This is a genomic window from Trichocoleus sp. FACHB-40 (assembly GCF_014695915.1).
GTDB classification, from domain to species: domain Bacteria; phylum Cyanobacteriota; class Cyanobacteriia; order Cyanobacteriales; family FACHB-T130; genus Funiculus; species Funiculus sociatus.
Map to the genome: position 1 here is coordinate 71,643 of NZ_JACJPF010000103.1, position 24,348 is coordinate 95,990.

Genomic DNA, 24,348 nt, shown 5'->3' on the forward strand with positions numbered 1-24,348 from the left:
TTTATTCTACAGACTTGGCTTTAAGTTCGGTAAGGTTCCAGAACGCACCTCCCAGAGTTGAATATCTTATCCCTTCAATGCGATCGCGTACTGCTTCCATTGTTAGCGGATTCACCAAATAGATAAATGGCAAATTCTCCTGGGTAATGCGTTGACTTTCCGCATAAATTTCTTTGCGCTTGGCTTCATCAAGTTCACCAGCACCCCGAATATAAAGCTCCTCAATTTGCTTTTCCCAGTCGGAAACTTTCCAGCCAATCAGTGGTGGTTCGCTTTCTTGGGGGCCAAGATTAAACGCATGTAAGCCTCCTTTTGTCAACCAGGTGTTTGCTCCACCGTTAGGCTCAATACCACCGCCGCCAATTTTGCCAATGTAACTATCCCAATTCCGCTGAGTGTAGACTTGTTGGAGCAGAGTATTGAAAGCGATCGCATTGAAATCCACCTGAATACCAATCCCAGCCAAATCTTGTTTAATCTGAGAGCCAATCGCTTCTCGTAGCTTATTCCCTGCATTTGTCAGCATGGTAAAGCGTACCCGATTACCATCCGCATCGAAAAGTTGCCCCTGAGCATTGTATTTAAACCCCGCTTTTCGCAACAAGTCCTTGGCTTTTTCCCGATTGTAATCGTAAACTTTCAATCCTTCTTCCGGTGAAAGATAGAAAGGACTTTGTTTATAAATTGGTGAATTTTGCGCTTCGCCCAAACCTCGATAAATATTGTTAATCATTGCCGGGCGATCGATCGCATGAGCAACAGCCTGTCTAAATTCCACCGTATTGAACCACCGAGATTTTATCGGATCTACCAACGGCTGATTTTTTGAATCTTTGGCTTGGTTCAGATTAAAAACTAAAAAAGTTGTACTCATTTCTGCTTCACCGGTGTAGACCGTGAATTTTCCTTGCTTTTCCTGTTGTTTTAGCAAAGAAAAATAATCGGGAGAAACAGTAAATGTATCCAAACTCCCAGAGCGAAACTGAAGTAATTGAGTGTCAGTAGATTCTACAATATTCCAGTAATAGCGCTCGATGTAAGGCAACTGATTGCCTTGTGCATCTTTTTTCCAGTAGTAGGGATTGCGTCGTAACACTACCCTCTCGCTGGGCGTGTAGCTTTCCAACATATAAGGGCCATTGACGACAATTTTTTTAGGATCTATATCAGTGTCCCAAGTTGTAAGAAACTTAGGTTTTCCATCCTTATCTTTAGTTTTAACAGATTCCCGCAAGGCATGAGCTGGTAAAATTGCCAACCCGCCGCTGTAGCGAAGAAAGGGAGCAAACGGCTCCGGTACTGTGAATTCTACCCTCAAATCATCTATTTTGCGGACGCTTGGCAGCGCTTCACTTTTACCAATTTTGAGGATGTCTCTGATATCTGTGGGAATCTCCTTGTTTAAGAAAATATCGTTGTAGGTAAAAACCACATCATCTGCGGTTAGAGGCGCACCATCAGACCATTTCAGCCCTGGTTTGAGAGTAAAAACGATCCGTTTCTTATCTTCAGAAATTTCCCATTTCTCAGCCAAAGCTGGCTCTAGTTCTCCAGTGAGTCCATTTTGAGTCAGCAGCCCCTCATAAACAAGGCTGAGAACATCAGGCGCACCTTCGCTGAGGACGTAGTTAAACGAATTAGGTTCGCTGAGACTAGCGTCTCCGATGTACGACAATTGGGCGGCTTCTGTTTTTTTGAGGTTTGTTGGGTTGCAGCCATGAAGTGCGATCGCGCTCACTACCGCCAGCCCAAAAGCCACCACACGCCGCCAACAATATTTAATAACAGGGATTCTCATAATTCTCTACTAACTGCTGATAAAGCTTACTGAGTTTGTAGCCAACCAAGAAAGTCTTCCGTGCGGCTAAAATACCTATTCACGCCAGTATTACGCAAAGCCGCTTGAACTTCCGGCGTATTAAATTCTTTGAAATTAGCGCTGAGGAAGACTTTGATATCTCTGGGATGCAGGCGTGCATGATTAAGAATGCAGTGCAAAATCAAGTTATCTGTAGGGTCTTTGTTGATCAAACGTGTATCCAAACTTTCTTGAAGCATATCGCCATTTAATGAAATCATCTCTGCTTTCGTGTTGAGATGAGCGAGGGATTGAAAGAGACGGTTTTCGACATCGTTTAGTAACGCCTCATTCTCAATCAGGGATTGTTCTAAATGGGAAAGTAGAGACCGGGCGTGGGATGAAGTGACATCTCGCTGTAACTGGCTGATTTGTTTTTTCAGTTCATTCATGAAACGATTGCGGCGCTTCAGTTCATCCTCTAATGCAGAGAAAGCTTCCATGCAGCAAATGCTTGGTATCGCTATCTGAACTGATGCGGTCGGATTCTCTAGCAAAGTATTCGCTTGGGAGTCGCGCCCTGTAGCAATGCTCATTAGGAAATTAGTTTCAACGTAAAGTATCACCAAGCAGCGCCACCTTCAGAGTCCCTTTCAGAGTAAGTATTTCCATCTTCCAGCACCTGTAACAAACCTATGGCGGCCAATTCTTCAGATGCTGGCGGATTTTCCGACTTCCAATGATAAGCTAAGTCGCGCAACCAAGCCTCAATTAATGTTTCCAAATAGTGCCAAAATATCCGTTTGCTGCTAAATTCGGGATCATAATGATTAAGTATGGCAGCAGTGTTAAGTACGCTGACTGGTTCGGATAATTTAGCATCGTCCCATTGAAAAATCTCGATGTTTTCCAGGTCAGCCAGCATAGCGAAGGGAATTTTCGTGTTCGCAGCTTGCAAGTACGACGTGAGGGACTCGATCGCCCATTGTTTGGCTTTACTATCTTTGAGTTGAGTAGCTTTGACTTCAACTACTAGAACGGTTTGCCCTTCACTGTTGCGGGCGATAATATCCGCAGGATAAACCAAAGCGCGATCGCTCTGAGTAAGTTCAAATCTTCCAGCCTCCATTGTTCTAATTCTCCCAGCGCGTTGAGAGTCTCTGCCTTATCCGTCTCTGGTTCATTCCTATCCTAAACATTTTTAACCTTTGACTAGATATGGTTTAGCCCGGTTAATTAGAAGCTACCAGTAAGACAACAGCATAAGCGGCGATTCCTGCTTCTTGCCCAACTGCGTCTAACTTTTCGTTGGTGGTGGCTTTGAGTCCAATTTGGTCGGGTTTTAATTCTAGGACGTGGGATAAGCGATCGCGCATTTTCTCTAGATGCGGTTTCAGTTTCGGACGTTCCGCCACCACCACAGAATCAATATTTCCAATTGAATAGCCTTTATCGCGAATTAGCGCATTTACCTGCGATAGCAACACTAAACTATCAGCACCCGCCCACTTTTCATCTGTGGGGGGAAAATAATGACCAATATCACCCAAACTTAAGGCACCAAGCATCGCATCCATAATTGCGTGCGTCAACACATCAGCGTCACTGTGTCCCAGCAACCCCAACTCATGCTCAATTTTCACCCCTCCTAGAATCAGGGGACGACCGGAAACTAAACGGTGGATATCGTAACCGTTGCCAATTCTTATGTTCATGGAATTTTTACCTATTGGGGATTGGGGATTGGGGATTGGGAATTGGGGATTGGGAATTGGGGATTGGGGATTGGGAAAAAGTCTTACCTAGTCCCCAGTCCCTAGTCCCCAGCCCCTAGCCCCCGTTAGCATTATCGTCCAACCATTGAGCGTATAAATCGGGGCGGCGATCGCGCGTTCTCTCTATTTGCTGTGAGTTTCGCCAGCGTTCAATCTCCGCATGATTTCCCGACAGCAGCACTGGTGGCACTTTCCAGCCGCGAAACTCCGCCGGACGAGTGTACTGGGGATAATCCAATAATCCCGCCTCGAAACTCTCTGCTTTCAGCGACTCTTCCTTTCCCACCGTTCCCGGTAGCAGGCGCACCACACCATTAATTAGTGCCAAAGCGGGAATTTCTCCACACGTGAGCACAAAATCGCCCAAAGATACTTCTCGCGTCACTAAATGTAATACTCGCTCATCCACACCTTCATAGTGTCCGCAGATAATCGCCAACTGGTCATATGTCGCCAATTCTCGCAACAGCGGCTGATTCATCGTTTGCCCCTGCGGTGTCATCAAGATCACCTCGCGTCTAGGTAAAACGGGTAGGGACTCCACAGCGGCGAATATCGGTTCTGGTTTCATCAGCATTCCCACGCCGCCGCCGTATGGTTCATCATCGACGCGGTGGTGTTTATCGGTGGCAAAGTCGCGGGGATTTACCAGATGCACTCCTGCAATCTGTTTGGCTAAAGCTTTCCCCAGCAGTCCTGAATTCAGGGGAGAGGAGAAAAAATCTGGAAAAAGAGTAACTATATCAATTCGCACAGCAGGATTAGGGATTAGGGATTAGGGATTAGGGATTGGGGACTAGGAAAGAGTTATGAGGCCAGGAGTTAGAAGTTATAAATTCAAAACTCATAACTCCTAATTCTCCCAGTACCTAGCCCCCAGTCCAAGCATTCTGCCCACAGGTTGATGTGTTACATAAAAAAATATTAAATATTTTATAAAAAATGTTTACGGGATCTGGCATTATGCTTATAAGGTTAAGTCGCTATGGCGAGTAGTAACCGTTGTTACTGAGCGGATCAGGAAAAAAAAGCAAAATATTGGTGATGTTGATCGGACGCCTGTCATTAAGAAAAATTGGGACTATTGACAAGAGTGAAAATAGGGATTGTCCTTGTGAGCAAGGGTGTCCAGATAGTTGAGCAAAAACCAATAACGCGATAAATTGGCATTCCTATCAACTAGCTCCAAAGATTGTATTCGATTCACCCTATGCTCAAAAGTGACATTATGCTGCAATTAGAATCTCAATCCTTAGTACAGACGATGCCCCAATCGACTAAAACCGCCATTATGATTATTGGCGGCGCTGAAGACAAAGTTCATGGACGCGAAATCCTACAAACTTTTTTTAATCGTGCTGGGGCGCTAGAGGCGACTATTGCCATTATTCCATCAGCATCGCGAGAACCAGCAGTGATTGGCGATCGCTACCGTACCATTTTTACGGAAATGGGAGCGAAGGTGGTAAAGGTGCTAGACATCCGCGATCGCTCTCAAAGTGAAGATCCCTTGATGCAGGAGTACATTGAAGAGTGTACTGGAGTATTCCTGACAGGTGGCGACCAACTGCGGCTGTGCGGGCTATTGGCAGAAACACCGTTGATGGAAAGAATTCGCAAGCGGGCGCATTTGGGTGAGATTACTTTAGCAGGCACTAGCGCAGGGGCAGCGGTGATGGGACATCACATGATAGCTGGTGGCGGTAGCGGCGAATCTCCCAATCGTTCCTTAGTTGATATGGCAGTGGGCTTAGGAATTTTCCCGGATGTAATAGTCGATCAGCATTTTCACAATCGCAATCGCATGGGGCGGTTGATCAGCGCGATCTCCGGTTATCCAGATAAGCTAGGGATGGGTATTGACGAAGATACCTGCGCCTTAATCGAGGGAGACGGTGTATTACAGGTGATGGGTAAAGGTACAGTTTCTATCGTCGATCCCGGTGAAGTTTCTTACACCAACCAGCCTTCAGTGGGAGCTACCGAACCAATTAGTATATTCAATCTCCGGGTGCATATTCTCAGCTATGGCGATCGCTACCATCTACAGCAGCGAGTCATTCTGCCCCCGAATGTTTGATTTTAAATTTTACATTTGTCATAAAACTGTTCTCTATGAACAGTTTTATCACTTTTTAAAGCTGGAAACTAAGAGATTACTAAATACGGGCGGGGTCATCAGCAACCATTTCCAGCTTTCCCACCAAGATGTAAGGGCTTTCGCATTAAGTCTATATAAAAGAAAAGCACACCTATATCTAAATCGCTTTGTGTGAAAGTCCCTACCCCGCCCTACCGCCCACATCCTCTGAATCACCCGCAAAATTAGGTATGAGAATTCTAAAAATCCAGACATTACGGGGCCCAAACTACTGGAGCATTCGACGCCACAAACTGGTAGTCATGCGCCTAGACTTAGAAGAGCTGGCAGAGTTGCCCTCCAATGAAATTCCAGGCTTCTACGAGGGATTAGTTCAGGCACTGCCGAGTCTGGTAGAACACTTCTGTTCCCCTGGTTGCCGAGGTGGCTTCTTAAGCAGAGTTCAGGAAGGCACGATGATGGGACACATCATTGAACACGTCGCCTTAGAACTACAAGAACTCGCGGGGATGAAAGTCGGCTTTGGGCGTACCCGCGAAACCGCCACCCCAGGCACTTACCAGGTAGTCATCGAGTATTTTGATGAACAAGCGGGTCGCTATGCCGCCAGAGCAGCAGTGCGACTATGCCAGAGTATTGTAGACACAGGCAGCTATCCCACCGCGGAATTACAGCAGGATCTCAAAGACTTGAGAGACTTGGCGCGCGATGCCGCCCTCGGCCCCAGCACCGAAACCATCGTCAAAGAAGCAGAAGCGCGGGGTATTCCCTGGATGTCTTTAAGCGCCCGTTCTATGGTTCAGCTGGGCTATGGCATTTACCAGAAGCGAATGCAAGCAACGCTCAGCAATTACTCCGGTATTTTAGGGGTAGAGCTTGCCTGCGACAAGGAAGGCACCAAAAAAATCCTACACGAAGCTGGGGTGCCAGTACCGCGTGGCACAGTAATTAGCTACCTAGATGAACTTGAACAATCCATAGAAGACGTTGGTGGCTACCCAATTGTGATCAAGCCCCTGGACGGCAATCACGGACGAGGTATCACCATCAACATCAACGACTGGCAACTGGCACAGGAAGCCTACGATGCTGCCAGTGCTGCCTCCAAAACCCGATCCGTAATCGTGGAACGCTTCTATAACGGGCGGGATCACCGGGTGCTAGTAATAAATGGCAAAATGGTGGCGCTAGCGGAACGAGTCCCCGCCCACGTTGTGGGAGATGGCAAGTCCACAATTGAGCAACTGATAGAAGAAACCAATCGCGACCCGAACCGCGGGGAGGGACACGATAACGTCCTCACCAAAATAGAAGTAGATCGCACATCTTGGCAACTTTTGCAACGGCAGGGATACACCCTAGAGACTGTGCTAACTAAAGGTGAGATTTGTTATCTGCGGGCAACAGCCAACCTCAGCACCGGAGGCATTGCTGTTGACCGTACTGACGAGGTGCATCCAGAAAATATCTGGCTTTTTGAACGAATAGCTAAGATTATCGGTCTGGATATTGCTGGAATTGACGTGGTGACAAATGATATCAGCAAACCACTCAGAGAAATGGATGGCGTGATTGTTGAGGTAAACGCCGCCCCTGGATTCCGGATGCACGTCTGTCCCAGTCAGGGTTTACCGCGAAATGTCGCAGCACCAGTGCTAGATATGCTGTTCCCGCAAGGGTCTGCCAGCCGCGTTCCCATTGTTTCCATCACTGGAACTAACGGCAAAACCACCACTACGCGCCTGATTGCCCATATCTTTAAGCAGACAGGTAAAACCATTGGCTACACAACGACCGATGGCACCTACATTGGTGATTACATGGCGGAACCAGGAGATAACACTGGCCCGCAAAGCGCCAATTTGATTCTTTCAGATCCTACGGTAGAGGTGGCGGTGCTGGAAACTGCACGCGGCGGTATTCTTCGGTCTGGGTTGGCTTTCACCACTTGCGATGTGGGCGTAGTTTTAAACGTCGCCGCAGATCACCTGGGAATTGGCGATATTGAAACCATACATGATATGGCTCATCTCAAGAGTGTGGTAGCCGAAGCGGTTGCGCCAGAAGGCTATGCGGTACTCAATGCAGACGATCCTCTAGTGGCGGCGATGGCAAGGCGCGTGAAAGGGCAAATAGCTTATTTCACCATGAACCCGGAGAATGAGCTGGTGCAGAGCCATACGCGCAAAGGCGGCTTGGCAGCAGCTTATGAGAATGGCTATCTGTCAATTTTAAAGGCAGATTGGACGCTGCGAATTGAGCAGGCGGTGAATGTGCCATTGACAATGGGTGGGTTGGCACCTTTCCAAATTGCGAATGCGCTGGCGGCGAGTCTGGCGGCGTTTGCTCAAGGGGTGAAAATTGAGGAGATTCGTCAGGGCTTAAGTACGTTCCGGGCTTCGGCTTCTCAGACACCGGGGCGGATGAATATGTTCAATCTGGGCAAATATAATGCTCTGATAGATTATGCTCACAATGCAGCTTCTTACGAGGCGTTGGGCGGTTTTGTCCGCAATTGGCCTGGGGTAAGAATTGGGGTTGTGGGCGGCCCTGGCGATCGCCGTGACGAAGATTTTGTGACGCTGGGTAAACTCTCTAGCCTAATGTTCGATCGCATTATCGTTAAGGAAGACGATGATACGCGGGGACGCGATCGCGGTAATGCCTCTGAGTTAATTTCTCAAGGGATATCCCAAGAAAAGCCAGATGCTCAGTATGAAACTATCCTTGATGAGACGACAGCGATTAACACCGCTCTCGACCAAGCCCCAGAAGGCAGCTTGGTGGTGATTTTACCAGAAAGCGTCACTCGCGCAATTAGCTTAATTGAGGCGCGTCGCCCAGTCGGGGAAAACATCGACAATAACACTATCCCAGTGGAGAACAAAGATAGTGTGAAGTCTTCTGTAGTACAGAAGCTATAAAAAGGTAAAAGGCAAAAAGTGAGGAATTCTTCCTTTTGCCTTTTGCCTTTATTTATTATCTTGATTTTCCTGGGATGGTTCCTCGCCTTCGCGATTCATTTCATCCTTAAAGCCACGCAAGGTTTTCCCTAGCGCGCTACCTAATTCTGGAATCTTCTTGGGGCCAAAGATTAAAATAGCAGCGATCGCTACCACACCCACTTCCGGCCATCCTAAACCAAACATATCACTCTCCTGTAAAACATCTTCATTTAACTAGGACTTACGCACTGAGGGTTTCAAACCTCGATCCCCCCGCCTGCGGCGACCCCCTTAATAAGGGGGATAGGGACATCTATCCCCCTTTAAGCCCCCCTTAAAAAGGGGGGCTGATCTCTTAGCCCCCTTAAAAAGGGCGGTTAGGGGCATCTCTTCGCCCGTTAGCCCCTTAATAAGGGGGCTGGGGGCATCTCTTAGCCCCCCTTAATAAGGGGGGTTGGGGGGATCTCTTCGTGTCCTATCAACTCTCGCTACGAGGTCATTTCCTGACATTGATTGGTAATCCTAACCAATCGCTCAGTTCATAAGCCAGCCAGTCGAGTTCCGGTTCAGAAATGATACCGTTACCGCCAAGCTCATATTTTTGCGTACCTACCCAAATAATAATCTTCTGCCTAACTTGGTCTACATATTTCACTTCCAACTTATTGATATCTTGTTTCGATGCCGAACTGGGATATTTAAACTTTATTCCAAATATCTCATAAATTAGGGAAATTTGTCGCTGATCGAGCCGCAACCTGACTCGGCGAAACAATGCAAACAAAGTCCTCCACAAAGGTAGTATCAGCACCAAAAAGAAAAATTGGCTCATCCAAGGGATAGAGGCAGAAAAGGCAGAAAACAGAACTACAGCCACAAAAAGGTCAACACAGTACAAGAATACCAAATTAAACTTAAATCCCTCTGGATGGAGGAGAATTTCTAAATAATCATTGTCTTTTTTCAAAGAAACTTTGCTACCCGTTGGTTTACTAACAACTAAAGGAGCGATTTCTGGTTCTTCCGGCGGCTTTTCGAGCGTTTGCAGTGCAACGGGCGCAGAAGCTAAGCGGCGGTCTAAACTGGGTTCTATCATCCACCGCAACCATCTGCTAAATGCTGGGCTAGGATTGCACGCTTTCTCAAATTGAATGCGTCCATCCTTGTGCGGTAAATCTGCGGGATGAGTTCCCGTCACCAAAGTAATTAAAGTTGCGCCTAAGCTGTAAAGATCGGATGATGGAACTGCGCGATCGCCAAATTGTTCTGGCGGCATATAGCCATAAGTTCCCACCACTGTAATTGTTCCGCCTTCCTTGGCGGCGAGAGTCTGCACCGAACCGAAATCAACTAAGTAGACTTTGCCAACACTATTACCAGAACGATTTGTTAATAAAATATTGCTAGGTTTAATATCCCGGTGGATGACGGGAGGCTGACGGCCATGCAGGTAAATTAAAATTTTTAAAAGGTCTTTGGCTAGTTGCTTTACTTCGTCTTCGCTGAAAGTACGTCCAGCTTTAAGATGTTCTTCTAAAGATTTCCCATCTACATAAGTTTGTACGAGAGCAAATCCTTTACCTGTGGGTAAATCTAGCTCAAAAAAGTCGAGATAGCGGGGAATAGAAGTATGGGAGATAGTTTTTAAAGTTTCCGCTTCCCGTTGAAATAACTTAAGATCCTCCCAATCAAAATCGTTGCTAAAAGATAATAGCTTGACTACAACTAATTCTTGAGTTTGGTTGTCACGCGCTAACAGCGTTCTTCGTCCAGCACGTTTACCTAGCTGCTGTTCGATTTGGTAGCGACCTAATAGTTCACCCTTCATACTTTTACTATTTTTGTCATTTTTTGTAACAAGAATGAGATTCGTTGAAAAAGAGCGATCGCTATTACACTCACTTCCGTCCATCCTAAACCAAACATACCAGTCTCCGATAAACTATCCATGCCCAAATATAGGAGACTAGCTATCAGATGGAAGAACCTGCTCGTTTTTAATGGGTCGTATAATTGGCAATTTCAACCAATCACTCAGTTCATGAGCGAGCCAGTTGAGTTCCGGTTCAGTCATCACCTCATCAGTAACCAACTCATATTTCTGCGTTCCCGCCCAAATAATAACGCGGGGGCTGACCTCAACTTCTCTGCCCCTATGGCCTGTTGCCAAATATTTTCTGGTGTGTTCCAGCATAGTGATGTCTTGTCTTTGTGCTGGCTTAGGAAAATTGAATTTAAATCCAAATATTTCATAGGTTAAGCTAATTTGCTGCGGATCGATACTTAGCCGAACACGTCCAAACAACCCAAAGAGAATCTGCCATACCATGTGAATGCCTTGGTACCAAAAAGGTAGAGAGAATAACACCATGAAGAAGTTAATACCGGAAGCTGTAAAGAAGAAGGAACTTGTCCAAATTAATATGAAAGAATTCCAAGCTATCGCAAAAAAGCACAGCTTTAGAATATTAGAATTCAACCCCGCTGGAGGGATGAGAATTTCTAGAGAATCTGCTTTTTCAGTCACGGAAATTTTGCTACCAGCGGGTTTCCTCACAGTTACAGGAGCAATGTCTGGTTCCTGCGGCTGCATGAGAGCTTGCAGTGCTTCCTTAGCAGAAGCCAAGCGTCGATTCAGGTTGGGGTGAGTCATCCGCTTTAACCAATTGATTAAAGAAGGACTGAGATTAACAGTTTTTTCAAATTCAATTTGTAAATCATCGGTTTGCGGTAAATCGGCAGGATGCTGACCCGTTGCTAGATATATTAAAGTTGCACTTAAACTATACAAGTCGGATGCGGGAACTGCACGTCCACCAAATTGTTCTGGCGGCATATAGCCATAAGTTCCCACTACTGTAATAGTCCCGCCTTCCTTGGCGGCGAGAGTCTGCACCGAACCAAAATCAACTAAGTAGACTTCACCAACGCTATTACCAGAACGATTGGTTAATAAAATATTGCTGGGTTTAATATCGCGGTGGATTACTGCTGGTTGACGGCTATGTAAATAATTGAGAATTTCTAAAATTGCTGTGGCAATTTCCTTGATATCTGCTTCGCTAAAAGTTCGTCCTCCTTTGAGATGTTCTTCTAAAGATTTCCCTTCTACATAAGTTTGAACGAGGGCAAATCCTTTGTATGCTGATGAATTTAGCTCGAAATAATCTAAGTAGCGCGGAATAGCCGGATGCGTTAAAGATTTTAAAGTTTCCGCTTCTCGTTCAAATAACTTAAGCTCCTCCCACTCAAAATCGCTGCTAAAAGACAATAGCTTGACTACGACTAATTCTTGAGTTTGGTTGTCACGCGCTAACAGTGTGCGTCTTCCAGCACGTTTACCTAGCTGCTGTTCGATTTGGTAGCGACCTAATACTTCACCCTTCATATTTTTACTGCTGTCACTGGCATATATAGGCTGTTATAGCTTTTTTTGTCCCTGACAAGCTGATATTCTTAACCTACCCGTGTCTGCTGCTGGATTATCGTAGTTAAGAGAAAGCAAATTTTAAGAAATGTTAGAAACTTCAAAGTCTTCCCTACGCGAACAACAACACCCTCTAATTCGCCAACTGGCTGACACTATTGAAGCAGTTTGGCACAAACACCTCGATCTTTCACCTTACCAACTACCAGCTGAGTTGGGTTATGTGGAAGGAAGATTAGAGGGAGAAAAGCTGACGATTGAAAATCGCTGCTACCAGTCGCCGCAATTTCGCAAAATGCACCTAGAATTGGCAAAAGTCGGCACAATGCTGGATATTTTGCATTGCGTGATGTTTCCTCACCCACAATACAATCTGCCGATGTTTGGCTGCGATTTAATCGGTGGTCGGGGACAAATTAGCGCAGCGATCGCGGATCTTTCTCCCGTCAGCAGCGATCGCTCATTACCCGAAGAATATACTTTTTCCCTGGGGGGGCTACCCACCCCCAATTTCTCTCAACCCCGCGAATTACCCGATTGGGGCGATATTTTTTCGGAATTTTGCTTTTTTGTCCGTCCTGGTAGCCCAGAGGAAGAAAATCAGTTTCTCTCTCGCGTGGAGTCGTTTTTAGAAATTCATTGTCTGAATGCGATCGCAGCCCAGCCAGTAAGTTCTGAAAAACAAGCTGAAATCCTTAACGGGCAGCGCTACTACTCTACTAAACAGCAGCAGAATGACAAAACTCGTCGGGTGCTAGAAAAAGCCTTTGGTTTGGAGTGGGCAGAACATTATATGACGACTGTTTTGTTTGACAGCGTTTAGAAAATGTCTGACGTAACAAACTCGCGTCCGCGCAAGCGGATGCAAGTTTGTTTCACCGCACCTTTTTAAGAGGATGTCCCAAAAGTGTCAAAAGTTAGTTTGATCCCCCCCAGCCCCCCCTTAAAAAAGGGGGAGAATCAAGTCTTAGTCCCCCTTTTTAAGGGGGATTTAGGGGGATCTCCATCCTCTAAGCGTCTCGATTATGACTTTTCAGACATCCTCTAAAAATAGCTTTCACGAACCACTCCAGCCAAAAGAAGATGTAGAGGGAATTTGAGAGAAAAAGGGATAATTTCCGGGAAATTAGAGTTGGTGGGTAATGCCTACGCTACTAAATCTAAAATGTGACGACGCTGCGGATAGATTCGCCGTGGTGCATTAAATCAAAAGCATCATTGATGCGTTCAATCGGCATAACATGAGTGATTAAGTCGTCAATGTTGATTTTACCTTCCATGTACCAATCAACAATTTTCGGGACATCTGTACGACCTCTAGCACCACCGAAAGCGGAACCTTTCCAAACGCGCCCCGTGACAAGTTGGAAGGGACGAGTGCTGATTTCTTGTCCAGCACCAGCAACGCCAATAATAACACTAACTCCCCAACCTTTATGGCAGCATTCTAAAGCTTGGCGCATGATATTCACATTACCAACGCACTCGAAGCTATAATCTGCACCGCCTTTAGTTAAATCTACCAAGTAAGCAACCAAATCGCCTTCGACTTCTTTGGGATTTACAAAGTGAGTCATGCCGAATTTTTCAGCAAGCGATCGCTTACTCGGATTAATATCAACACCCACAATCATATTAGCGCCAACCAGCCGCGCCCCCTGAATCACATTTAAACCAATGCCGCCCAATCCAAACACTACAACATTGGCTCCCGGTTCTACTTTTGCAGTGTTGATAACTGCGCCAATGCCAGTAGTAACGCCACAACCGATGTAGCAAACTTTATCAAAAGGGGCATCTTCACGGATTTTTGCAACGGCAATTTCCGGCAATACTGTATAGTTGGCGAAGGTCGATGTCCCCATGTAATGATGTATCATTTGACCATCAATGGAAAAGCGACTCGTGCCATCAGGCATTACACCGCGTCCTTGCGTGCTACGAATAGCTTGACATAAATTAGTTTTTCTGCTTAGACAGTATTCGCACTGACGGCATTCTGGAGTGTAGAGGGGAATTACGCGATCGCCTTCTTTTAAACTACTCACTCCTGCGCCAACTTCTACAACAACGCCAGCGCCCTCATGTCCTAAAATCGCCGGAAACAAACCTTCAGGATCGTTACCAGAAAGCGTGTAAGCGTCCGTATGACACACCCCACTCGCCTTAATTTCTATCAGCACCTCGCCCGCCTTGGGGCCATCCAGCCGTACCGTTTCAATACTTAACGGTTTACCCGCCTCAAATGCTATTGCTGCTTTAACGTCCACGCTCGCGCTCTCCTGTCTAATATCTATAAACACAAAGGTAGCGCTGTCGCGCCGCTTCGCTAACGCAAAGCCTCCCTGCTCATTTGCGATTACCTTAGCTTACCTTTGCCTTAAAAACTAAAGTCTCGCAACACGCGCTGGGCTGAATTATAACCCGCCGCACCAATCACAGAACCAGCGGGGTGACAAGCTGCACTGGCAGAATAAAGTCCCGGTATCGGTGTATTGTAAGGCAACCTGTCAGCAAAACCAAAAGAGTTATCAACGTGATGAATGTGTCCCCGCGTCAAACCGAAGTGTTGTTCTAGCTTCTGGGGATGGAGGGGAAACACTTCTTGAACTAATTGTGACGTGTTGGGGGCGAAGCGATCGCATATTTCCAGCAAATGACTAATATATCTGCTTTCTTCCTCATCCCAAGTTGTACCCTCTAATTCATAAGGCACCCACTGCACAAACAGCGCTGAATTGTGGTGTTTCTCAGCATCCTGCATAGATGGATCGAGGGTAGTGTGAATATACCACTCAATCGCTGGAAAATCCGGGAGGCGACCAGCTTGCACATCAGCGAAAGTGCTACGCAACTGCTGCATCACCTGTGCCTCATCTGGAAGCAGGTGAATTGTAGTGCCGTACTGACCGCAATCTTCAGGCAGACAGGTAAATTTTGGCAATCCTTTGAGACATAAATTCACCTTAAAGGTAGAACCGTCTTTTCGATAATTATCGATTCTGGCGTTGTAATTTGCTGGCAAATTTTTCGCATCAATTATATCGCGCATTCGGAAGGGATCGGCATTCACAATTACAGTATTAGCAGATATTTCCGTATCATTTTGCAAAACAACGCCTTTGGCAACGCCATTTTCTAGCAGAATTTGCCTCACACCGCATCCCGTTTCTATTTTCGCACCAGCTTTAATTGCAGCATCCGCAAGACGTTGAGTTACTGTACCCATACCGCCTTTAATCATCATCCAAGTGCCGTCGCTACCTGGAAGTCTGCACATATTATGAATTAAAAAATTCATCCCCGTACCAGGAGTATCCCAAGTGCCATAAAGTCCTGAAAACCCATCAGTCACGGCGTACATTGCTTTTAGCAAATCGCTTTTAAACTCAAAGCGATTCAGATATTCGCCTACTGATTTTTGACACAAATCAATGAATACCTGACGCAAAGATGGACGCAGGTAGCGTTCTGCTGTATCTTCAATTGAAAGTGGTTCTTCTAGCCAAGTTGGTGCAATATCTTCCCGAATCTGGGAAATTTCCTCTTGCAACTTCTGGTTAGCTTTCCAGTCAGCTTCAGAGAAAAATTCGGTAAATTGTTGCTGCATCGCCTCTATGTCTGAACCGAACAGCAGATACCGCTTGCCTGTAGTGGGGAGAAAGTAGTGCGGGTCACGGCGGATGAGAGGCAAATCTATATCTAAAATTTGCAGGAGTTCCGGCGGCATTAATCCCAGCAGGTAAGCACCAGTTGAAATGCTTAATTGTGGCGCAGTTTGAAATGGCTTTTCTGTACGGCAAGCACCGCCAATAACGGCTTTTTCTTCAACTATTAAAACATCCAATTTTTGGCGTGCTAGTAGTACTGCTGCTACCAAGCCATTGTGACCGGAACCCACGACGAGGACATCAACTTTTTTCATGAGGTCATTGGATTGGGGATTGGGGATTGGGGATTGGGGATTGGGGATTGGGAAAAAGTCTTACCTAGTTCCTAGTCGCTAGCCCCCAGTCCCCAGTCGCTAGCCCCCAGTCCCCAGTCCCCAGCCCCCAGCCCCTAACCCCCACAAAGAACCTGCCGCATTTTTCGCATATTAGCAGGCAATTCCAATTGCATTGCCTGTTCAATAAAAAGTGACGGTACTGGGATAGTGGGCGTTGCTTGCACAGCATAGGTGAGCAAAGTTCCATCCGCGTAATCTTGCAGACTTAAATCGGCTGAGAAATCAACAAAACTGCCTTTTTCTAAGCGAAACTGAATTTGCTGCTGAACAATTTCAACTACCCTTAGATAAGCCTCAACCTGGATACTGAGAAACAGGAAAGCTTTATTGGCAACTTGATAGAGACGCTTGCAACCTTGATTTAAAGCATCTGGTGGGTGAAGAACCTCCGAACGAATGACATCCGGGAAATAATGCACCCATCGGGGGTAATCTGTTAATTGGGGCCAGATAAGCGATCGCGAAGAAGGCAAATACATTTGGGCTGTGACAGCACCACCCCAAGCAGAATGCTTTCGGGTTTCCAACAAAATCTCGCCTTTTAAAAGCGCCGCTGAGCATCCCTTATTCAGCGGTGAGTCTGAGAAGGCGTCCATCGAGTCCGACGGAGAAAGTATACTCATGCTGACTCAGCCACTCCTAGATCAATTTTCCTGAGATTATACTAATTCCATGTCTAGTTAACGTTGCTCTGCCCAAGGGCAATAGTCAAAGCAAATCAGTCCATCTACCGATTATTCCACCCAGTCTCATTTCAGGAGTCAACGAAAGTGAGCCGTTCTAACGCCGCAACGTCAACCGTGTTGTATATTTTTGGCATGGCCAGAGCGATCGCATCCACTATCGTGATTCAAAAGAGCGCCATAAACAACCTGAGCAGACGTTAACTAATCGTATACTCTGTTTTACCATTTATTTTGTCAAGGAAAGTGAGTCGATCTCCTAATTCCGAAAATCTGATTTCTGCTATTTTTGCTGGTGTTCTAGGGCTAACCGTCGCTGTCTATGTGCTGAGGGGCTTTGGCATTCTCACCTTCCTACCAGGCGGCGTAATTTGGATGTTAATCCTGCTGTCGATTGCTACTGGTATTTTCTTTGGAATTGAGAAAACTAGGCGATACTAGCTCAATTTCTTAATTATTATCAGTATCCAAAAGTACAATTTTTTAATCAATCTTGGGGGCCATGCAGCGCGCTGCATCGTTACATAAACTCCTAGAAGACTTAACAAAAGTTAAAAATTCTCAGGAGAAGTGAATGACAGCCATAGACACCACTGCACAGTCAACAGTTTCCACTGTTGAAAGAACTATATCAGCCGTTTTCAAAGAGCGGGAGCAAATTGATAACATAATTCCCCGCTTGCTGGATCGTGGGGTTTCCCGTGATGACATTTCAATTATTGGCAAAAACTTTCACTCGGAAACCCGGATTACTGGCTTCATCACCAAAAAAGATGTAATCTTAGGTGGACTCAAACAAGGCGGAATCTTTGGTTCCTTGTTTGGTTCAGCTCTAGCTTTGCTGACTGGCGTGGGCATGCTATTCATTCCGTTTGTAGGGCAAGTAGTGGCAGCAGGCCCATTGGGTGCGGCGTTGCTGGGTGCAGCTAGTGGAGCGATCGCAGGTGCAACTGGCGCTGGCTTAGTCTCAGCTTTAATAGCTGTGGGAATGCCAGAAGAAAAAGCCGCCATCTATCAAACCCGCGTGGAAGCCGGAGACTTTTTGTTAGCTGTGGAAGTCCCCGCTGATAAAAGTGGTGAAATTCAGCTACTACTAGAAAGTGCTGGTGGCGAAGAAGTGCATACCAGCGAAACAACATTACCCCGCAAACGTTCCGGACAACTGGAAAACCCCAGCGATTTATCCCCAGAAGTTCGCTCTCACCTTTCAGATGACGCTCAAAGAACATTTATCGCCAATTACAATCAAGCTTTAACTGAATCTGGCGATGAATCTAAGGCAGAACATCATGCTTGGGATGTAGTTTCTGAGCAGTTTGAACAAGACGAACACGGCTATTGGTCGAAAGCAAAAGCCAAGCTGTAATTTTGTGGGTTGTGAATCGATTAACCCTACAGCTAAAATCTGCCCCCAATTTACCCAAGGGTAAATTGCACAGTGGTTTCATTTATTACAAGAAAATTTTGTAACGTTGATTTTGGTTGGCGGTAGGGGCTTTTGATTGTCATGCCCCTACAAGATGTCGCAATTTTCGATATTGTCTTCGATTGTATGAAATGACCCTGCTGCCTTCAAAAGGGGGGTAAGGCTAATAAAATTGCGGTAGTGGTAAACAGGTAGTGATATTCCATGCTCAAAGCCCTGTACGGTAGGGGGTGGAAGTGGATTTATCACTACTTCTATACCACTACCTAAAATTGCATAGCAGGTTCAATCTTGCACCAGTATTAATCGAGGCTGGAGCCTCTTGATTAATAATCCTTTGCAATAAGCCTCTGGAGTTCCGACTTCAGGGGCTTTACTATACAGAAGAATTGTGAGGAAAACAGATAAAATGAAAAAGTATCTATGTAAGATTTGTGGATACGTTTACGATCCAGCAGAAGGCGATCCAGATGGAGGTATCGCACCAGGCACACCTTTTGAAGATATACCCGATGACTGGGTGTGTCCTCTGTGCGGTGCCACCAAAGAGGATTTTGAACTAGAAGAATAGTAGTTAGATATTACCTTTTGATTGTGCAACCTTTACGAGTCGTGGTAATTGGCGGTGGGGCAGCGGGTTTTTTTGGTGCCATTACCTGTGCCACCAATCCCCGCGCCCAAGTTATTTTATTAGAAGCAGGAAGACAACTCCTGAGCAAAGTTCGCATTTCCGGCGGCGGACGGTGCAACGTTACTCATGCTTGCTTCGACCCCGCCGGATTGGTGCAAAGTTACCCCAGAGGCGGAAAAGCTCTGCGGGGTGCTTTCAGTCGGTTTCAAGCCAAGGATACAGTAGAGTGGTTTGCAGCTCATGGCGTAAAGTTGAAAACTGAGCCGGATGGTAGGATGTTTCCGGTTACAGATAGTTCAGAAACGATTGTGAATTGTTTGATTAAGGCAGCAGACGCAGCTGGGGTCGAAATTCGCACGGGGATACCTGTGGCATCGATTTTACCGTTGAACCCTGTTGATGGAATCGAGGCTGAGGCTGGGAAGGAGGAGGGGAAAGGTTTTGAGATAGTGTTGAAGTCAAAAGAGAGAATAAATTGCGATCGCATTCTCCTCGCAACTGGCAGCAACTTTCAAGGCTACCACTGGGCAAAAGATTTAGGACACACTATAGAACCACCAGTCCCCTCACTATTTACCTTTAATATTCCCGACTCCCGCCTAAAAGATTTGCCTGGAGTCAGCGTAGAAAATGTGCGCCTGCGATTATTAACTTCCGGTAAAACCCCGCTAGAACAAATAGGGCCATTGCTAATTACCCATTGGGGTGTAAGTGGCCCCGCTGCGTTGAAACTCTCTGCTTGGGGTGCCAGAGTCCTACACGATTGCAAATATCAGGCAACTTTGCAAATTAATTGGCTTCCCCAGTACAATCCAGAAAGCCTGCGGGAAATGCTATTAGCAGTTAAATCCCAACTACCCCAAAAAGCAATTTCCACCAGCTGCCCAGTTCCCCTACCGCGTCGCCTGTGGCAAAGTTTAATTGCTGCTGTTGGTATTAGTGCCGAACAACGCTGGGCAGAACTATCCAACAAAACCCTCAACCAGTTAATTCAAGAACTCACCCAAAGTCAATACCCAATTAAAGGCAAAGGAGTCTTTAAAGAAGAATTTGTCACCTGTGGCGGTGTCACCCTCAAAGAAGTAAACTTCAAAACGATGGAAAGCCGCATTTGTCCCGGACTTTACTTTGCCGGAGAAATCCTAGATATCGACGGAGTAACAGGCGGCTTTAACTTCCAAAATGCCTGGACAACAGCTTACATAGCAGGAAACGCGATCGCCTCCTAACCTTTGTGTGTTCCTCTCTTGTCTGTGCGGTTTATTCTCTTAAATCTCTAGCCACAATGCTCAAATTCAGCGAAATCGTCCAAAAACTCAATGCGACCAACACCAGCCTCACATCCCACAGCGATCGCGATCCAGAAATCACCGGAATAGCCGCAGTCGATGAGGCACAATCAGGCACCCTCAGCTACATCGAAGGGGGAAAATTTGCCGCTTTCGTTGAAAAAACTTCAGCCAGCGCCTTAATTTTACCCAAAGATGAAAAATTACAACAGCAAGCCAGCGATCGCAATATTGCCTGGATAGCCGCATCCGATCCGCGATTAGTATTTGCAGGCGCGATCGCACTCTTCTACAAACCCTTTCACCCCGCCCCCGAAATTCATCCTACAGCGATAATTCATCCCGACGCAGAAATTGGCAAAGACGTTTACATCGGCGGCCATGCAGTAATTCAAGCCGGGGCGAAAATTGGCGATGGGGTAGTGATTCATCCCAACGTTGTAATTTACCCCGATGTGGAAATAGGCGATCGCACCGTCTTACACGCCAACTGTAGCATCCACGAACGCACCCGCATCGGCGCAGATTGCGTAATTCATAGCGGTGCAGTTATTGGTGCCGAAGGCTTCGGTTTTGTCCCCACCGCGACAGGTTGGTTCAAAATGGAGCAGTCTGGCTACACCCTGCTAGAAAATGGTGTCGAAGTTGGCTGCAACAGCACCATCGACCGCCCCGCTGTAGGGGAAACTCGTGTAGCACAAAATACGAAAATTGACAACTTGGTGCATATCGGTCACGGCTGCAAAGTGGGGTCTAACTGCGCGATCGCTGGACAAGCGGGGATGGCAGGCGGCGTAACAGTGGGAAATCGGGTGTTGCTGGCAGGACAGGTGGGGATAGCGAATCAAGCGCATATTGGAGATGGCGCGATCGCTACCGCCAAAGCAGGCATCCACAACAACATCGAACCCGGAGCCATTGTTACAGGTACCCCAGCCATTCCCCACAAAGTATTTCTCAAAGCAGCCGCTATTTACCACCGCCTTCCAGAGATGTATCAAACTCTCAAGCAGCTACAGCGCTTGGCGGAAAAGAAATAATTGCTAATTGCTAATAAGTATATACTACTAAAGCCGTAGAGTCACATATACTCTAACGGCTTTTTCTATCTCTTGGGCAGTAACAAAGAAGCGGTTTAGTTTCCAGCTTCAGATGGAGTTAATTGGAGGTGTGCGATCGCTATTCTTAGTAGTAAGAGAAGAGGAGATTAACACATGAAATTTTCAAACGTTTCCAAATTTGTTAGTGCTAGTGCGATCGCAGCCAGCGTAGCCGTTCTACCCCTAGCCCTACCTGCCGTTTCCCAGACAGGCGATACAACAACTGGCGATACTACTACTACTGCCCCCACTACAGGCGTTTACGACACCCAGGAAGATAACAGTTTTGATTGGGGTTGGTTAGGTCTACTAGGCTTACTAGGTTTGGGTGGTCTTGCAGGTCGCAAGAACAGCGAACCAGCCCGTTACCGTGACCCCGAAGAAGTTGGTTCTACAACCTATCGTCGTTAAGGAAAAAAAGCGATTTCTTTTGGGTTATTGAGTGATTAAAACTAGGTTTTAGATTGTAGGTTGCTGGTGAAAGAAAGTTCACCAGCAATTTTGCTATTTGCTAATAGCCATTTTGTTTATTGCCATTCGCCATTAGCTTATGTCGTTTGCAATTCATCCAAGCGAGACAACACCTCGGTACTGTGAATCGCTGGGTTTACTCCGGTAAATGTTTCCCGCAGCATTCCCTGTGGATCGACAATGAAAGTATGGCGCATTGAGACAAAGCCAATCCAAGACCCGTAAGCTTTACTTACTTTGCCATCGATATCAGCTAAAAGCGGAAATTTTAACTTTTCAGAATCGCAGAATTTGGCGTGGGAATCCACAGAATCCGCACTCACACCAATGATTTGAGTATTTTTGTCTAGGTATTTCGGCAAATCCTGCTGAAATCTGCGGGCTTCCAGAGTGCAACCAGAGGTGAAGTCTTTCGGGTAGAAGTAGAGAACCACCCACTTACCCCGGTAGTCCGACAAAGAGAGTTCGCGATCGCCGTTGTTAGTTGGCAGCGTAAACTCTGGAGCAGGTTGATCTACAGAGGGCAGCTTGCCGCCTAGTGCAGATGCAGATGGTGAGATGTTAAACCAGGCAATTAAGGCTAAACAACTGGCTAGTAAAACATTCACAAAGGTGCGACGGGAAATCATAGTGAAAACTGAGGACTTTATTTAACATAAGTTTACAATTTTCCACCACCTCTCTATAAAAAGGCAATACGTTAATACTGTTTTCTCCTTCCCCGTGAGATGCTGGAAATGCCTACGATTCAGGTGCCTGACTCAAAATAGACTTTCAGGCATAAAAAAGGAGGCTCTTCGCCTCCTGCAATACGTTCAGAGTCTCTGACTAAGAACGAGGATTAATTGTCCTTCATTAGTTCCTTTTTAGATTTGTAATAAACTACCGCGCCTGTATCCGGCACAAAGTGGCAGGAAGGATAGGAACGCAGGAAGGCTTGGAAGACAGACACGTTGGATTTTCGGTAGTAATCCCCCAAAATCGGTTTAAGCGCCTCAGTTGCTGTTTTCAGATTGTAGTGAGGAATGTTTAAAAACAGGTGATGAGCGACATGGGTACCGATATTGTGGTGAATCCCATTGATAAACCCGTAATCGTGGTCAATTGTGGATAAGGCACCTTTGAGAAAATACCAGTCTTTGCCACGATACCAGGGGATATCCGGGTCGCTGTGGTGTAAAAATGTCACAAAATCAAGCCAGGTTATAAAAACCACGTATGGCCCCAAATAGTATTTTACTAGCCACATCCAACCCCACTGATAGGTCAGCAAACCCAGCAAACCTACCATCAATGTCCAGAGGGTGGTGCTAGTAATTACATCCCATTTTTCTGAGGGTTTAAACAGAGGGCTATTGGGGGAAAAGTGGGAGCCTTGCTTACCTGGAGAACGCTTAAACAGATACAGGGGATAGGCAAGCAGTAAGGCATCGAAGCGGACAAATTTTTCAGCCCACTCCATCTCCTTATACTTGGTTTCCGTTACTGGATACCAGCTTTCATCAGTATCAATGTTGCCAGTATTTTGATGGTGAGTTCGGTGGCTGATGCGCCAAGCGTGATAGGGAACCAGTATAGGAGTATGAGCTATATGACCAATCAGATCGTTTAGCCATTTTTTCCTAGAAAAGGAACCGTGACCGCAGTCGTGTCCGACGACAAACAACGCCCAAAACATCGTTCCCTGCATTAGCCAGAATACTGGCCAGAACCACCAGGAATCAAGGTAGCTGGCAACTGCATAAAGGATGCCAATTATGGATACATCCAGCAAAAAGTAGGAAAGCGATCGCCCAACAGATGGCATAAAGCAATCTGAGGGAATTGCAGCTTTCAATTGTTGCAGGGTGAAGGGGGGTTCTGTGTTACCAGAATATGACTCCTCTTCAACAGGATTATTTAACTTTGCAAGATTCGATTGCACGTAGTTTCCAATTTAACCTGACTTGTAGACCAAAGTGCATTATTCTACAGCCATCCAATAGACGCAATAGCGATCATAAGTGCTGTTTAGTCAACAGTAGGAAGTTGTGTATTCCCAAAACCAAACTTCCGAATTAATACGGTTGCTTATGTACTATTTAATATGTTACAGGGACTTTGTATACGCGATCGCATTTCGCCGCCAATTTTCTAAGTCGGACTTGACAAGGTTACCCGTAGGGAATGATAGCGGTGTCAAATCGCTTGCGCGATCGCGCAGCGGATACTACTACATTTAAAGGGGTAGAACCCGCTCTAGTTATAGCTAATAGGTCTTTTAGCAGGAGTTTAAAATAGAAGTAAGGAACAAAATAAACATTCTTCTAAATGAAACTACAGTCAGCGGTCTTAGTCCATCTCGGATTTGGAAAGTACGTGCGCTCCGACCAGGTGACAGCAGTTATCCCAATTGAGGAAGAGCGTGGACCGGGGCGGCGAACCTTCGTTCATCTACAGGGGGAAGCTGACCCCATCGTTGCCTCACGAGCTGAAGATACCATTGTCCGTGACTTAGTACAAGAACCGCGTGAAGTCACCCAATCGCGTCAACAGCAAGAAATTCTCCAAGATTTATTGGTAGACCTAGGCAACGTTAACTTAACTGTGCGTCGCATTAGTCGCGATGAAGGCGGTCTGGATCTGGAACGGTTGGAACGGCGCATCCGCCAAGTTTTAGAGAATTAAGGTCATGGGTAAGGGGTAATTATGATTAC

At 46.2% G+C, this 24,348-nt stretch carries 24 protein-coding genes; 11 read left to right on the forward strand and 13 right to left on the reverse strand.

What is annotated here, in order from left to right; translation table 11 throughout:
- Position 1: 1 nt before the first annotated feature.
- The 5 genes from H6F63_RS25000 to trmD form a co-directional block, all read right to left on the reverse strand.
- Positions 2–1,798: an ABC transporter substrate-binding protein gene (locus H6F63_RS25000; protein WP_190640031.1), complete on the reverse strand. Its 1,797-nt coding sequence runs from the start codon at positions 1,796–1,798 to the stop codon at positions 2–4.
- Between the two features lie 26 nt (positions 1,799–1,824).
- The gene (locus tag H6F63_RS25005) at positions 1,825–2,424 is read right to left on the reverse strand and encodes a PIN domain-containing protein (RefSeq protein WP_190640032.1); all 600 of its coding nucleotides are present in this window, start codon (positions 2,422–2,424) and stop codon (positions 1,825–1,827) included.
- On the reverse strand, positions 2,421–2,927 hold the full coding sequence (locus H6F63_RS25010; protein ID WP_190640033.1) for a type I restriction enzyme HsdR N-terminal domain-containing protein: 507 nt from the start codon (positions 2,925–2,927) through the stop codon (positions 2,421–2,423). Before H6F63_RS25010 ends, H6F63_RS25005 begins: the two co-directional genes overlap by 4 nt.
- Positions 2,928–3,030: 103 nt before the next feature.
- Positions 3,031–3,513 (reverse strand): 2-C-methyl-D-erythritol 2,4-cyclodiphosphate synthase, encoded by a 483-nt coding sequence (gene ispF / locus H6F63_RS25015; protein ID WP_190418368.1) that lies wholly within the window; start codon positions 3,511–3,513, stop codon positions 3,031–3,033.
- A 115-nt stretch (positions 3,514–3,628) separates the two neighbouring features.
- Positions 3,629–4,327 carry a tRNA (guanosine(37)-N1)-methyltransferase TrmD gene (trmD, locus tag H6F63_RS25020; RefSeq protein WP_190438308.1) on the reverse strand — a complete coding sequence of 233 codons (699 nt, stop codon included), beginning with the start codon at positions 4,325–4,327 and terminating at the stop codon, positions 3,629–3,631.
- Positions 4,328–4,801: 474 nt separating this feature from the next.
- On the opposite strand from trmD, the gene H6F63_RS25025 reads away from it, so the two are divergent.
- Together H6F63_RS25025 and cphA are read left to right on the forward strand one after the other, a co-directional pair.
- Positions 4,802–5,653: a cyanophycinase gene (locus H6F63_RS25025; protein ID WP_190640034.1), complete on the forward strand. Its 852-nt coding sequence runs from the start codon at positions 4,802–4,804 to the stop codon at positions 5,651–5,653.
- Positions 5,654–5,904: 251 nt separating this feature from the next.
- On the forward strand, positions 5,905–8,598 hold the full coding sequence (cphA, locus tag H6F63_RS25030; RefSeq protein ID WP_190640035.1) for a cyanophycin synthetase: 2,694 nt from the start codon (positions 5,905–5,907) through the stop codon (positions 8,596–8,598).
- 48 nt (positions 8,599–8,646) lie between these two features.
- Here the strand turns inward: cphA and tatA are convergent, their stop codons facing one another.
- The 3 genes from tatA to H6F63_RS25045 form a co-directional block, all read right to left on the reverse strand.
- A complete protein-coding gene (tatA, locus tag H6F63_RS25035) occupies positions 8,647–8,823 on the reverse strand; it encodes a twin-arginine translocase TatA/TatE family subunit (protein WP_190438317.1) in 177 nt (58 codons plus the stop codon).
- 292 nt (positions 8,824–9,115) lie between these two features.
- Positions 9,116–10,447: a serine/threonine-protein kinase gene (locus tag H6F63_RS25040; protein ID WP_190640036.1), complete on the reverse strand. Its 1,332-nt coding sequence runs from the start codon at positions 10,445–10,447 to the stop codon at positions 9,116–9,118.
- A 138-nt stretch (positions 10,448–10,585) separates the two neighbouring features.
- Positions 10,586–12,007 carry a serine/threonine-protein kinase gene (locus H6F63_RS25045; RefSeq protein WP_190640037.1) on the reverse strand — a complete coding sequence of 474 codons (1,422 nt, stop codon included), beginning with the start codon at positions 12,005–12,007 and terminating at the stop codon, positions 10,586–10,588.
- Between the two features lie 127 nt (positions 12,008–12,134).
- Between H6F63_RS25045 and H6F63_RS25050 the strand changes: the two genes are divergently transcribed.
- Positions 12,135–12,869: a phycocyanobilin:ferredoxin oxidoreductase gene (locus H6F63_RS25050; protein WP_190640038.1), complete on the forward strand. Its 735-nt coding sequence runs from the start codon at positions 12,135–12,137 to the stop codon at positions 12,867–12,869.
- A gap of 337 nt (positions 12,870–13,206) precedes the next feature.
- Here the strand turns inward: H6F63_RS25050 and H6F63_RS25055 are convergent, their stop codons facing one another.
- The 3 genes from H6F63_RS25055 to H6F63_RS25065 all read right to left on the reverse strand — a co-directional run bounded on the left by H6F63_RS25055 (position 13,207) and on the right by H6F63_RS25065 (position 16,675).
- A complete protein-coding gene (locus H6F63_RS25055) occupies positions 13,207–14,316 on the reverse strand; it encodes an S-(hydroxymethyl)glutathione dehydrogenase/class III alcohol dehydrogenase (RefSeq protein WP_190640039.1) in 1,110 nt (369 codons plus the stop codon).
- 110 nt (positions 14,317–14,426) lie between these two features.
- Positions 14,427–15,971, reverse strand: coding sequence for an NAD(P)/FAD-dependent oxidoreductase (locus H6F63_RS25060; RefSeq protein ID WP_190640040.1), 1,545 nt, complete (start codon positions 15,969–15,971; stop codon positions 14,427–14,429).
- Between the two features lie 134 nt (positions 15,972–16,105).
- Positions 16,106–16,675, reverse strand: a complete 570-nt coding sequence (locus H6F63_RS25065) for an SRPBCC family protein (protein WP_190640041.1) — start codon at positions 16,673–16,675, stop codon at positions 16,106–16,108.
- Between the two features lie 306 nt (positions 16,676–16,981).
- Here H6F63_RS25065 and H6F63_RS25070 point away from each other — a divergent pair, with 306 nt between their 5' ends.
- From H6F63_RS25070 to H6F63_RS25095, 6 genes are all read left to right on the forward strand, one after another.
- Positions 16,982–17,176 carry a hypothetical protein gene (locus H6F63_RS25070; RefSeq protein WP_190438336.1) on the forward strand — a complete coding sequence of 65 codons (195 nt, stop codon included), beginning with the start codon at positions 16,982–16,984 and terminating at the stop codon, positions 17,174–17,176.
- A gap of 133 nt (positions 17,177–17,309) precedes the next feature.
- Positions 17,310–18,101 (forward strand): ChaB family protein, encoded by a 792-nt coding sequence (locus H6F63_RS25075; protein WP_190640042.1) that lies wholly within the window; start codon positions 17,310–17,312, stop codon positions 18,099–18,101.
- Positions 18,102–18,570: 469 nt separating this feature from the next.
- Positions 18,571–18,732 (forward strand): rubredoxin, encoded by a 162-nt coding sequence (rd, locus tag H6F63_RS25080; RefSeq protein ID WP_190458687.1) that lies wholly within the window; start codon positions 18,571–18,573, stop codon positions 18,730–18,732.
- A 23-nt stretch (positions 18,733–18,755) separates the two neighbouring features.
- Complete coding sequence (locus H6F63_RS25085; protein ID WP_190640043.1) at positions 18,756–20,021, forward strand: aminoacetone oxidase family FAD-binding enzyme; 1,266 nt, start codon at positions 18,756–18,758, stop codon at positions 20,019–20,021.
- A gap of 56 nt (positions 20,022–20,077) precedes the next feature.
- On the forward strand, positions 20,078–21,121 hold the full coding sequence (lpxD, locus tag H6F63_RS25090; RefSeq protein WP_190640044.1) for a UDP-3-O-(3-hydroxymyristoyl)glucosamine N-acyltransferase: 1,044 nt from the start codon (positions 20,078–20,080) through the stop codon (positions 21,119–21,121).
- A gap of 174 nt (positions 21,122–21,295) precedes the next feature.
- The gene (locus H6F63_RS25095) at positions 21,296–21,592 is read left to right on the forward strand and encodes a WGxxGxxG family protein (protein WP_190640045.1); all 297 of its coding nucleotides are present in this window, start codon (positions 21,296–21,298) and stop codon (positions 21,590–21,592) included.
- A gap of 137 nt (positions 21,593–21,729) precedes the next feature.
- Here the strand turns inward: H6F63_RS25095 and H6F63_RS25100 are convergent, their stop codons facing one another.
- Both H6F63_RS25100 and H6F63_RS25105 read right to left on the reverse strand, forming a co-directional pair.
- Entirely contained in the window at positions 21,730–22,281 is a 552-nt protein-coding gene (locus H6F63_RS25100) for a peroxiredoxin (protein ID WP_190640046.1), read from the reverse strand.
- Between the two features lie 212 nt (positions 22,282–22,493).
- Positions 22,494–23,576 carry a DUF3474 domain-containing protein gene (locus H6F63_RS25105; protein WP_190640047.1) on the reverse strand — a complete coding sequence of 361 codons (1,083 nt, stop codon included), beginning with the start codon at positions 23,574–23,576 and terminating at the stop codon, positions 22,494–22,496.
- A gap of 148 nt (positions 23,577–23,724) precedes the next feature.
- Between H6F63_RS25105 and H6F63_RS25110 the strand changes: the two genes are divergently transcribed.
- Positions 23,725–23,874: a hypothetical protein gene (locus H6F63_RS25110; protein ID WP_190640048.1), complete on the forward strand. Its 150-nt coding sequence runs from the start codon at positions 23,725–23,727 to the stop codon at positions 23,872–23,874.
- Positions 23,875–23,962: 88 nt separating this feature from the next.
- Positions 23,963–24,319 (forward strand): hypothetical protein, encoded by a 357-nt coding sequence (locus H6F63_RS25115; protein WP_190640049.1) that lies wholly within the window; start codon positions 23,963–23,965, stop codon positions 24,317–24,319.
- Positions 24,320–24,348 lie beyond the last annotated feature (29 nt).